The 12006-nt window shown below is 36.0% G+C and carries 11 protein-coding genes; 6 read left to right on the top strand and 5 right to left on the bottom strand.

Annotation, left to right across the window (positions count from 1 at the left end; translation table 11 throughout):
- Positions 1-90: 90 nt before the first annotated feature.
- The gene (locus BMW36_RS03380) at positions 91-1848 is read right to left on the bottom strand and encodes a methyl-accepting chemotaxis protein (protein WP_089739040.1); all 1758 of its coding nucleotides are present in this window, start codon (positions 1846-1848) and stop codon (positions 91-93) included.
- Positions 1849-2070: 222 nt separating this feature from the next.
- Between BMW36_RS03380 and BMW36_RS03375 the strand changes: the two genes are divergently transcribed.
- Positions 2071-4683 (top strand): endo-1,4-beta-xylanase, encoded by a 2613-nt coding sequence (locus BMW36_RS03375; protein WP_089739038.1) that lies wholly within the window; start codon positions 2071-2073, stop codon positions 4681-4683.
- A gap of 85 nt (positions 4684-4768) precedes the next feature.
- On the opposite strand, the gene BMW36_RS03370 is transcribed toward BMW36_RS03375, so the two are convergent.
- The gene (locus tag BMW36_RS03370; RefSeq protein ID WP_089739036.1) at positions 4769-6700 is read right to left on the bottom strand and encodes a fructose-1,6-bisphosphatase; all 1932 of its coding nucleotides are present in this window, start codon (positions 6698-6700) and stop codon (positions 4769-4771) included.
- A 145-nt stretch (positions 6701-6845) separates the two neighbouring features.
- Positions 6846-7286: a hypothetical protein gene (locus tag BMW36_RS03365; RefSeq protein ID WP_089739034.1), complete on the bottom strand. Its 441-nt coding sequence runs from the start codon at positions 7284-7286 to the stop codon at positions 6846-6848.
- Positions 7287-7323: 37 nt separating this feature from the next.
- Here BMW36_RS03365 and BMW36_RS20260 point away from each other — a divergent pair, with 37 nt between their 5' ends.
- Positions 7324-7479 carry a hypothetical protein gene (locus tag BMW36_RS20260; protein WP_175480341.1) on the top strand — a complete coding sequence of 52 codons (156 nt, stop codon included), beginning with the start codon at positions 7324-7326 and terminating at the stop codon, positions 7477-7479.
- 11 nt (positions 7480-7490) lie between these two features.
- The gene (locus tag BMW36_RS03360) at positions 7491-7994 is read left to right on the top strand and encodes a tyrosine-type recombinase/integrase (protein ID WP_089739032.1); all 504 of its coding nucleotides are present in this window, start codon (positions 7491-7493) and stop codon (positions 7992-7994) included.
- A gap of 489 nt (positions 7995-8483) precedes the next feature.
- On the opposite strand, the gene BMW36_RS03355 is transcribed toward BMW36_RS03360, so the two are convergent.
- Positions 8484-9509 (bottom strand): BAR domain-containing protein, encoded by a 1026-nt coding sequence (locus tag BMW36_RS03355; protein ID WP_089739030.1) that lies wholly within the window; start codon positions 9507-9509, stop codon positions 8484-8486.
- Between the two features lie 475 nt (positions 9510-9984).
- Positions 9985-10230: a hypothetical protein gene (locus BMW36_RS03350; protein ID WP_089739028.1), complete on the bottom strand. Its 246-nt coding sequence runs from the start codon at positions 10228-10230 to the stop codon at positions 9985-9987.
- Between the two features lie 428 nt (positions 10231-10658).
- Here BMW36_RS03350 and BMW36_RS03345 point away from each other — a divergent pair, with 428 nt between their 5' ends.
- Genes BMW36_RS03345 through BMW36_RS03335 form a run of 3 tightly spaced genes read left to right on the top strand, consistent with a single transcriptional unit; the run spans position 10659 to position 11987 of the window.
- Complete coding sequence (locus BMW36_RS03345) at positions 10659-11024, top strand: RNA polymerase sigma factor (RefSeq protein ID WP_089739026.1); 366 nt, start codon at positions 10659-10661, stop codon at positions 11022-11024.
- The gene (locus tag BMW36_RS20255; RefSeq protein WP_342707246.1) at positions 10913-11230 is read left to right on the top strand and encodes an RNA polymerase sigma factor; all 318 of its coding nucleotides are present in this window, start codon (positions 10913-10915) and stop codon (positions 11228-11230) included. The genes BMW36_RS03345 and BMW36_RS20255 overlap by 112 nt, the downstream gene beginning before the upstream one ends.
- Positions 11217-11987: a DUF4367 domain-containing protein gene (locus BMW36_RS03335; RefSeq protein ID WP_175480338.1), complete on the top strand. Its 771-nt coding sequence runs from the start codon at positions 11217-11219 to the stop codon at positions 11985-11987. The genes BMW36_RS20255 and BMW36_RS03335 overlap by 14 nt, the downstream gene beginning before the upstream one ends.
- Positions 11988-12006: the final 19 nt, after the last annotated feature.

Below are 12006 nucleotides of genomic sequence, written 5' to 3'. Positions count from 1 at the left end.
TATTGTTATTATTACCACAATTTATGATAATCAAATACGAAAATGCTCAGCAGTCATTAAGATCTCGAAACAACAAGCTGGTTTCACTGCTTATTTATTTAATTGAAAATCTCCTACAATGTTTTTTAATCCAGTCGATAATTCTGCTAATTGTTTCGCCTGGTTGGACACTTCTTCCATGGATGTGCTGGATTGTTCTGCAGATGCCGACGTTTCTTCAATACCAGCAGCAGATTGTTCCGAAGTAGAGGCAATCTCCTGAATAGACTCATTCATTTCTTCTGTTTTTGCTGAAACGGTTGTTAAATTATTGGAGATAGATTTCATTCTGCCCACCATCTCATTTACTGTCCGGTCAATCTCTGTAAAAGTATGCTGTGTCGTCAGAATCTGGCTTGTCCCCTTCTCTACCTCTCCATAACCTGCTTCGAGTGAGTTCGACACTGCTGTTGATTCTGCCTGAATTCTGGATACTATTCCTGTAATATCTGAAACAGAAGCTGAAACTTGTTCAGCAAGTTTTCGAACTTCATCAGCTACAACAGAAAAACCTTTTCCCTGCTCCCCTGCTCTTGCCGCCTCTATCGCAGCATTCAATGCAAGCAAATTGGTTTGTTCCGCAATATCATGAATGACAGCTACCAGCCTGCCAATTTCCTGTGATTGAGTATCGAGACTTCTCACCTTTTCTACTGCATCTTTTACAATTTCATCGATTTTTGTCATCTGATTTGCGGAAGACTGCATTAAATTCCTGCCGGATTCCGCATTTTCCAGTACTTTTATCGATGTATCTCCAACACTAATCCCCGCTTGATTAGTCTCTGATACAATGTCTTTAAAGTTTTCCATCATTTGCGAAAGTGTGCTCACATGGTCTGCCTGCACTTCTGCACCTGATGCCAGTTCCTGCATAGTTGTTGTTACTTGCTCCGCCCCTGTCCTGACTTCCTCTGAAGATTTTGTCAGTGCATCACTTTGCTGATTCAAGGAGGCAGAGGCTTCAGAAATATTTGAAATCATATTATAAAGATTTTCCTGCATATGATTCATCTCCGTTGCCAGTATCTTTAATTCATCTTTTGTCTTCACTTCAATTGGCGGGTTCGTTAAATCACCACTTGCCAATTCACGCATTCGATTAGTAACAAGCGTAAGCGGATTAGTAATCCGGTTGGAGAATACCCATGTAATAATAATTCCGATAACAATAAAGAAAACGGTTACAAATATAATCTGATAAAGAATAGTATTAACTGGCGCATTATAGTCCATTAAGTATGAACCTGATGTAACTACCCAGTCCCAATTTTCATCATATGCCGAGTAGACAACTTTTTCTTCCACCTTGTTTTCATCATCTGGCAATGGCCAGTCATAATAAGTAAATCCACCGCCATTCAGTGCCTTTTCAGTAAACTCCTGTGCAAAATAATCACCCTCGGAATCCTGTGATTCCCAAAGGCTGTCTCCCTCTAGTCTCGGATGGGCAAGTAATATTCCGTCTGTATCTGTTATATAAACATACCCATTCTCTCCCAAGTCGATCTCTTTATTGATCGGTCTTGTTCCATCTGTTTGTAATTCACCCAATATAGCTTCTTTAACCTCCGCCTGGGCAACTTCTAATGAAACATTCCCCCGCTCTACTTCTTCATTTAAGCTATCAATCATTTCCAGTGTCATGATTACACTGTTCTTTAAATTGGTCTCCCCTAGTTCATTTAACGCATTCTCACTTTGATTGAAAACTAGATATCCTGTAATTACCAGCGGGACTACCAGTAACAATAGAGAAATTGTCACTAGCTTGCTTCTAACTGTTTGTATTCTCCGAAATTTCGCCATCCTTTCTCCCCCCTAAAAATAGTGCACTTACTATTATATTTCGACATATTTTGAAAATTCTGAATAGTCGGTTAATAAGTTTTAGGTCTTGTGGGACGATTTGTTTATTTTTCAAAGAAAAACCTATAGTTTCCCTGTTAAAATTTTGGCTGCAAATCGTTACACTTTTAAAGTGAAGTTTATGAAAGCGTTTTATATTTTAAAGGATGGAGGAATGATTGAATGTATCGTAATTCTAGAAAATTGATTTCTGTTTTACTAATTATTATGCTTGTTTTTCCTGCAGGATGGATTACAACATCAGCCGAAACAGCTACCGTTGATGAAGAAACAAGGCCGACTGCAGCTGAATTTAACCCAATTACTTTCGAAGATCAGACAACTGGCGGGTTTGAAGGAAGATCTGGGACAGAGACACTCACTGTAACAGATGAGGCAAATCATACGGATGGGGGTGCATATGCTTTGAAAGTTGAGGACAGAGCGGAAAATTGGCATGGCCCAACACTAAATGTTGCAAGTTTTATCGAAAAGGGACAAGAATACAACATCTCTGCCTGGGTAAAATTAATTTCCCCTGAAAGTTCCCAGCTGCAGTTATCTACACAAGTCGGCAATGGCGATAATGCGAGCTATAATAATCTTCAGGAAAAAACGGTCAGTACATCAGACGGCTGGGTCCAGCTTGAAGGAACATACCGTTACAGCAGCCTTGGTGATGAATTTTTAACGATCTATGTTGAAAGTGCGAATAATAGCACGGCTTCTTTCTATATTGATGATATTACATTTGAGCCGACGGACTCAGGAGCTGTGGAAATTGAAAAAGACTTAACGCCGATTAAAGAAATTTATCAGGATGATTTCCTTATCGGCAATGCTGTTTCTGACTCAGAATTTGAAGGAAACCGACTGGAATTATTAAAAATGCACCATAACCTTATCACAGCGGAAAACGCGATGAAGCCTGCATATGCTTATAACGAACAAGGCGAGTTTGACTTTACCGCAGAAGATTCACTTGTTCAGAAAGCAAAAGATGAGGGACTTCTTATTCACGGACATGTGCTTGTATGGCATCAGCAATCACGGGAAGCACTGCATACAGATGAAAATGGCAATCCATTATCACGTGAACAGGCACTAGAGAATCTTAGAAACCATGTCAAAACAACGGTTGAACATTTCGGTGACAGTGTGATTTCATGGGATGTAGTCAATGAAGCAATGAATGATAACCCGCCAAACCCATCGGATTGGAAGGCGTCTTTACGTCAATCCGGCTGGTTGGAAGCAATCGGCCCTGATTATCTGGAACAAGCCTACCGTGCGGCTAAAGAGGTAATTGACGAAAACGGCTGGGATATCCAACTGTATTACAATGACTATAATGATGATAACCAGAACAAAGCAGAAGCTATTTATCAAATGGTGAAAGAAATAAATGAAAACTATGCAGCTGAAAATGATGGTGAATTGCTGATTGACGGGATTGGTATGCAAGCACACTATAATTTGAATACAAATCCTGAAAACGTAAGACGTTCTATGGAAAAATTCATCTCACTTGGTGTAGAAGTAGGTGTGACAGAGTTAGATGTTACTGCCGGAAGTGATAATGAATTAACGGAACAACAGGCACAGGCACAAGCCTATTTATACGCACAGTTATTTTCATTATATAAGGAACATGCAGAGCACATCTCTCGTGTTACATTCTGGGGATTAAATGACAGCACGAGCTGGCGCGCAGCCCAAAGCCCGCTGCTGTTTGATGAAGACCTGCAGGCAAAGCCGGCATATTATGCAATTATGGATCCAGAGAAATTCATTGCAGAATATGAACCTGTAGAGAAAGAAGAAGCGAATCAGGGTAATGCATCCCATGGAACTCCTGTTATTGATGGTCAGATTGATGAAGTTTGGGATAATGCCGCTGAATTACCTGTTAACCGCTATCAGATGGCATGGCAAGGCGCAAGTGGTGTTGCCAAAGCACTTTGGGATGAAGAAAATTTATATGTGCTTGTACAGGTAAGTGATGATACGCTGGACAAATCCAGTGCAAACAGCTGGGAACAGGATTCTGTCGAAGTTTTTGTTGATGAGAATAATGGAAAGACAGCTTATTACGAGGAAGACGATGGTCAGTACCGGGTGAATTTTGATAATGAAACATCCTTTAATCCTGAAAGCATTGCAGAGAATTTTGAATCGGCAACAAAAGTTTCGGATGGTGGATATACTGTGGAAGTGAAGATTCCTTTCCGCACCATTACACCAGAAAATAATGCGAAGATTGGTTTTGATGTGCAGATTAATGACGGAAAAGACGGGGCTCGCCAAAGCATCGCAACATGGAATGACCTGACAGGTGCCGGCTTCCAGGACACTTCTGTATTTGGTGAATTGACACTTGTTGGATCAAATGAAGAAGAACAGCCCGAAAAACCAACTCCAGGGAAACCGAATAAACCTGGTAAACCTGATAAGCCTGGTAAAACTAAAAAGGTTGTCATAGCAAACCCGCCTATTAACGATAACAAAGTATTGATCGATGATGAGATTATCGAAAAGGTACAAGAAAATGGTGTATTGGAAATTAACATCAGCCGCTACAAACAAGCTCTTGAAATTGTGTTAACAAACGATCAGATCATTCATTTAAAAGAGCAAAATGCAACCATCACCATTAAACAAAAGAATGCCAATGCAAGTTTTCCAGCATCCGTTTTATCTGATGACGAAGAGGAAGTTGCAATTACTTTCGATCAGATTGACGAATGGGAACAAGCATGGAGTAAAGCATTAGATTTACTGTTTAACAAAAAATAAGCTTTAGCTAAAAGAGTACCGAACTATAGTTGAATGGAATCATTCGCTATAGTTCGGTTTTTTTCATGATAACTTGCTAAAAAGCTTACTGCATATACCGGTATTCCATCAGTTTTTTCAGCATTGTAATTTCTTCCTGCAGTCCCTTCCCAACATTCGTTTCGCCAACCTTTTTCCGCTCAAGCTCCTTATCTACGACCCGCCTCACAGAAAGGACGTCTGCCCCATTATGGATTACTTCTTCTTTTGAATTAAAGTGCTGGTGGGCAACAAGCTGCATTCCAAACGAATTATATAATAAGGTATATCCCGCAATTCCTGTTGTTGATTGATATGCTTTGGAAAAACCACCATCAATAACAATCATCTTGCCATTTGCTTTAATCGGATTCTCCCCTTCAATTTCTTTTACTGGCGTGTGGCCATTGATAATATGACCCTGATCAGGATCTAAATCAAATTCCTCAAGAATTCTGCGGCATACCTCTTCATTTTCTCTTAAGTAATAGTAGTGATTCTTCACTTCTTTGTGTGATGCTTTATCTTTTATAAAATACCGTTCGAATGTTGTCATCGCACGTTTTCCGAACAAAGAGGAATACTCTCCTGTCCATAAATACCACACCATGTCTGTTGCCAGGTCATCTGTCTGATCACGGTGGGAAAAAGCATAACGCAAGTATGCTTCAAACTGGTCCAGCAATGCACGACCTTTGTACACCTTGCCTTCAATCTCCATCTGTTCCATCTCACCATCTTCATTAAGCGGAATACAGCCATGGATAAGAAGGTTGCCATTGTACGGCAGATAAAGACTGCCTTTTTTCATTAAAAATTTCATATGACGAGCTAACTTCTCCGAATGCTGCACTGAGACTAACAGCTTATTGATGACCTCTTCTTCTTCTGCAAGCAATTTTGCCGGCTCGTCTGGATCAATTGTAGCAAAACACATATTTTCTAACGGGTATGTCTTGCCATAGATCATAATTTCCTGATTTTCATAATCAATCTGCTCCAAAACTAAGCGATCTTCCATATTAAAAAATTCACGCCGTTTAATAATCGGGCTTTCCAATTTAAATTGAATGATCGCAATTGCCTGGTGGATCTTCGTGATTTGCAGTGCTTCATGTTCTGATAATGGTTTGTCTTTATGCTGCTTCGGACGGAACGAGGTGTTATCATCATAATATTTCTCCGCAAGTGTAAGCAGCGGACGAAGATTGATCCCGTACACATCTTCGATTATATCGAGGTTATCGTAACGGGCACAAATCCGGATGATATTGGCAAGACATACTTTTGAACCTGCAAATGCTCCTAACCAGAGTACATCATGATTCCCCCACTGAATATCAAGAGAATGATAGTTTATGAGAGTGTCCATGATTTTGTCCGGATCGGGGCCTCGGTCGTAAATATCGCCAACAACATGTAAATGATCAACAATCAGTCTCTGAATCGTGTAGGCAAGCCCTGTTATCAGCTTATCAGATTGGCCAAGCGCAATAATCTGCTGAGTGATTTGCTCGTAGTATGTTTTTTTATTTGAGTATTTATCTGATTTATAAAGTAGTTCTTCTATGACAAAAACAAATTGCTCAGGCAATGCTTTCCTCAGTTTGGATCGGGTATACTTGGACGACGCATATGGAATTAGTGTGATCATGTCACAGATAACTTGCAGATACCACTTGTGAAGCTCTTCTTTATTGGTAAATTTATTTTTCATTAGTTTGATTTTGTCTTCCGGATAATAAACTAATGTGGCAAAGTCATTGATTTGCTGTTCTGTCATGGTGTCTTTAAATATATCTTTAATCTTCTCTTTTACTTTACCAGATCCATTCCGAAGCACATGCTGAAATGCGTGATATTCTCCATGCAGATCACTAACAAAGTGTTCCGTACCCTTTGGAAGATGGAGAATAGCTTCTAGATTGATGATTTCAGTCACGACTTTTTCTTCACTATCATATTTCTCGGATAACAGATCTAAGTATTTTGTATTCAAAATGGGGGCTCCTTTCAAGTTAACAGATTTACGATTAAATATATGTTACATTGTATCAATAAGTGCAACACATTTCCAGAGTTTTATTTAAATAGTGCATCATATTTGATCTGATTTGTGGTTCATAAGGGATATAACGTGTGTTTTATAAGGATTTAGAGAGGAGTAATTTCCTGGCATATAGGAGCTTCTTTAATACATTACAACTTTTAATCAAGTAATCAGCCATTATGATATGCCGAATAAAAAAGAGACTTCCATATATTGTACCTAGTGTCTCACCAGTTATCTTTACCTGGAAGGTCTCCGATTGAACAACGATAAACTTTGTTACTGCTTCTTTGAGCTCTTCTGTTTTTCCAGTCTCAATCAATTGATTGGGTGTTCGCTCATTATTTGTTAACTCGTTTAGTTGTTCAGCTGCTTCTTCAGTATTACTACAAGAGGAAAGAAATGTTACCATTAAAAAGGTTAATATAATCTTTTTTATTGAAAATTTATAATGGCTAGTGGAAAAGTACCCATAAATAATAGGAGGAAACTCGTCATATCCCCCTGCTACTATTGCAAGGAAAAATGGAATCATCAAGCATTTTCTTCGGTTTCTATATGAAGTAAATTATATGGATAATGATGTTACACGATTTATGAAAACAACGACAGTAAGTACAGATGATCGTCCCGGTCGCGACTTAGGAGTGCATGAAGTAATGGAATTGATAGATTTCTTCTCTGAAAAAGTGGATCACCAGCAATCTTTGGTATCATTCATGTTTTAGTTACTACTGGAATGCGTAATGAGGAACTCTGTCGAGCAAAAGTTGGAGACATCGAGTATGACCGTGATCGTCAGCGGTATTACTTACATATTATCGGAAAGGGAAATAAGAAACGGATTGTGCCGCTGCGTGATAAGGTAATTCAAAGCATGAACCGACTTCGTATCAGTCGAAACATGCCTCCAATTCATGAATCGTCAGCAGATATGCCACTAATTGTTACTTCTAGAGGGAATGCATATAGCCCGTCTTATTTGTCACAGTATTTGCATAAAGTGATAAAGCGGACGGAGTTACCAATGCTAGAAAAGAAAACCATCACACCACATACGTTCCGTCATGCTTTTGCTATACTTTCTTATCGAGAAGGAATTGACGTTTATACGATTATGCGATCATTGGGACATGAAAATATTGAGACCACAAAAATCTATTTACCGAAGGAAATGGAGAAAGATGAGCATGCTGTATTGCAGTGGAAAAAAACAGCGATGAAAAAATATATTAATATTTAATAAAAAAGTTTCTTAATCCTCCCTTTTAGCTATTATATATTAAAAATATAAACCTAAGGGACCAGCAAATTAAGTTGCTTAATAAAGAAAGAATTCTCTAAATAAGAATCGTTACTTTTAATATATATAATAACAAATATATATATCAATAACTAATTTTTTCCTGAATAATAAATTTATTTGATGCGATTTTATTTTATTCTATATATGTATTTTTCTTGATGGTTGCTTATATAAAATACAAAGTCATGACGATGCCAAAGAAACATATAGTGCAAAAAGTACCCGATAAAGCAAAGTTTTCGCCCTTATTGATCTTTTTAATAGAGATTAATAATGAAGGAATAAAGCATATTGAAAATACAGGAAATAACCAAGCTAATATAACGATCATTAATCCAACTTCCTTTCTGATATTCTCGTAAAGTCATTATAACAAAAAAATATACCCTCGAGGTATATGGAAAATATAATCCTCGAGGTATATAATCATTGGACATCAAATTGGACATTTACAGTGTCAGCATCAGAATACGATAAAGCAGGCGTAACACCAATCCCTCCAGGGTATATACTTATACTTGGTGAAGCTACAACAATTTGATGACTATATGACCCGTATATATTCGACTCTACAACAGACGTATTTGCTTTATCAACTCTATATGCGATATATCCTTCATAATTTCTTCCATCTTCATACCTAGAATTAACCCAAGTAGGTTGTAAATTAAAATTGACTGCCATACCATTAGGCCCTTGATGTGGTGTTGAATAATAATAATCATTTTCTATTGACTTTCTTGATGTACAATCGCAACCTCCATAGTCATCTTTATAGCCATTCCAATAAATATCCATTTCTGCCTTCGCTACTAAAGAATTTGGGATGATAGACCAATCTTCACTATGTGATATACCTATAACATCCTTTAGTAATACAGCTGGTCCGTTTAACCACTCATATGAATTCTTAAATGCATATTCATCTCCACTAATATGTGATACATATCCAGTTAATCCAATCCACCCACTAGATTCATATTCTTGCTCTGCGTATTGTAACTGAATTAATTGTTTGTCGATTTCATCTAAGGACTTTTCAGCGTCCTGATGAGCTGAATTATTTATCGCTTTACTTTTAGTTATAATCTCCTGTTTTTGCATTTCTAATCTATTAATCTTTTCCTGAAGTTCTTTCTCTTTAGCATTTAACTTTGCGCTTTCTTGTAACGCAGTTTCCTTATCAAATTCAACCATTTCTTGTACTTCGTTAGTAAGTTTGTTTATTGTGACCTTAAAGTATCTTTCACTTCTACTAACTAGCTCACCTTCTGAACCACCAAGTCTGTCTATAGCTTCTTGAGGCATGTTTTCAATTTCTTCTTCACTAAATCCTAACTGAGTAAATTTCTTCATAATTGCATCATCTTTGTCTCCTGCAGCTACACTAGGAACAAAAAGAAACATTGCAATTAGCGAAATAACAGAAAGTATAATAGATTTCTTGACCATTTTATAATCTCCTTCCGAATTAGAACTTGCTATAACTACCTTAACTAACAAAACAATGTATGATAATTAGAGATAGGTGTGACTTACAGATACAAACTTAACAAACAATCTTTTTGGAAATAACTATTATAATCCCCCCCTTTTGATGAGATAAATTAGTATCCCTTTATTGTCATATACCGAGATGCTTGTTGTGATAAAAACTTTTTGTTCATTCTACTTATATAACAATCCACGCTTCATGTTGTAACGGTATTTTTTAATTTATTTTTTCTACAAGTTCCTTTTCTAGCAATCTAGCTTTATTTACATTCTATTGTATTTTTAAGGATATACTAGAAAGTACTGAGTTTTAAAAAGTAAGAATTTCTATTAGATCTTCCTCGATGACGTACTAATTACCCGTTTTGTTTTTGAAAATATTGGAATGCATTTCTCTTTTATGAATAGATATTACACTTTTCAAATATTTAAATTACTTTACCGCTTTGTATCTTTTACGTTTTCTTTCGATTAACCCTTTGTTTGACAACTCATCTATTGCTGCTTTTATTTCTTTTAAATCATAAGTTTGAGAAGTTATTTGATGGATATGATAATAATCTTCCTCTGGTTGAGCTGCTAGAGACAAAAACAGTCCAATAGCTGTTGATGATAACCCTTTTTGAAATATATTACGGTCAACAAATAAAATATCTTTTTTTATATAATAATTAACCATAACTACTACTCCTCTTTATATTTTCACATTCATATCTTCTATATAATTTTGAAGTAATACTTTCAGTTTCTCTACCTTTACTAATTTTAATTTTCCCGCATTTTATTTCTAGGCCATATTATTGTTAGTTCATCAATCTTCTCCCCTTAATTTTCCTATTCTCTTATGTAATTTGAATTTAAAAAAATATTTGATACTTCTCTTCTATAAATGCCAGCAATTATCTTCATATAAAAACCTTGCTTTTTACGTTCTACTTATATAACAATTAATTTTCTATTTGGTAACAATAAATTTTTATATTTTTTTATTTTTCTCTACCATTAAACTGAGTGACCTAGTATTATTTGTAGTATTTTGCTAGTATAAGAATAAATTAACATATTTTTTAGATATACTTTATAAATCCTCAAAGGGGCGGAGAATATATGAAAACAAAGCTTCATCTATTGATTCACAAAGAATTTTCGTCTTTGAATAAATCCCAACAAGAAGAAGTTTATCGCGATTTCTATAAACTAGTGTATGGCACTGTTATAAAAATCCTCCATGATCATGCGACAACTGAAGATATCGTACAAGAAGTTTTTATTAAGACAATTTACAATTCACCAGCAATTGATAATGAACAGCAATTAATAGGCTGGATACGAGTAGTGTCAAAAAATTTAACGCTAAATATATTAAAGAAACAAAAAAAATTAGTAACCAAGACGATATTGAAAGTGTTATTAATAATAAAGCAATTGGTATGGACGAATCCATTGAAGATCAAGTTGTATTCAGACAATTAGAAGAAGGCATTTCTCAATCTGTGTCTGAACTCCATTCCGAATATCAAAATGTGATAAAAACAAAGTGGATCGACGGAAAAACGAATAAAGAAATAGCGAAAGAATTCAAATCTACGGAAAATGCTATTAAGCAAAGGCTTTACCGTGCAAGAAAAGCACTTAAAGGGAAAATGTCAAAATGGGGGTTTAACGATGAAAAAAGATGAATTTGACAGTTTATTTGAAGAATCGTATGGAAATCTCATACATAATGATTCTAAAGATGATGGTTTAGATTATCATAATTCTTGGATGGAAGTAAAAAAACAAATAAAATCAATAGAAAAAAGAAGACGCAGAAACTCTCTTTTACGTAATGTATCTGTCGTATTAATTTCTATGTTTATAGGGGCATTAGTTTTTACTAATATAGGTGATACAAAAGCGTTTTATCCTTTTTATCAATCATTAAGGGAATTGCCAGGAGAGATTACTTCCATAATTTTTAAGAACCAGGAAAATTCAGGGATTGCTGTTAAAACTCCTCCACCGCCTGGTGAAAACACAAATAATAATTCTGATATAACAGAAAAAGTCATATCTACAGACAATCTGGAAGAAATAGGAAATAATTTGGACTTTATATTCACACCTTTTAGTTACATCCCAAAGGATTATGAATTTAAAAATGCCGATTTATATATAATGCAAGGGCAAGATAACTCTAGTAAGGTGCGATTTGAGTTTTCCAAGGGGGAAAAGTCTTTATGGGTAACAATGACCGTTCTTGGAAATGATAGTACAGTTGGTTCAGGGGCTAATAACGCGAATGTAGCGGAAGTATCTCTAGAACATGGCAAGGGGTATTTCACTTCTTCAAGTGATGGAAGTTCAAAATTAGAATTCTTAAAAGGTAATGTACATGTAAATATTTTAGGAGATTTAGAAGAGGAAGATTTGATACATTTCGCAAATAATATGTAAAATAGCCAGGTATTATCCT

This window comes from Gracilibacillus ureilyticus, assembly GCF_900111195.1.
GTDB classification, from domain to species: Bacteria; Bacillota; Bacilli; order Bacillales; family Amphibacillaceae; genus Gracilibacillus; species Gracilibacillus ureilyticus.
Note: the sequence above shows the minus strand (reverse complement) of the source record. Positions and strands in the feature narration are given on the sequence as shown.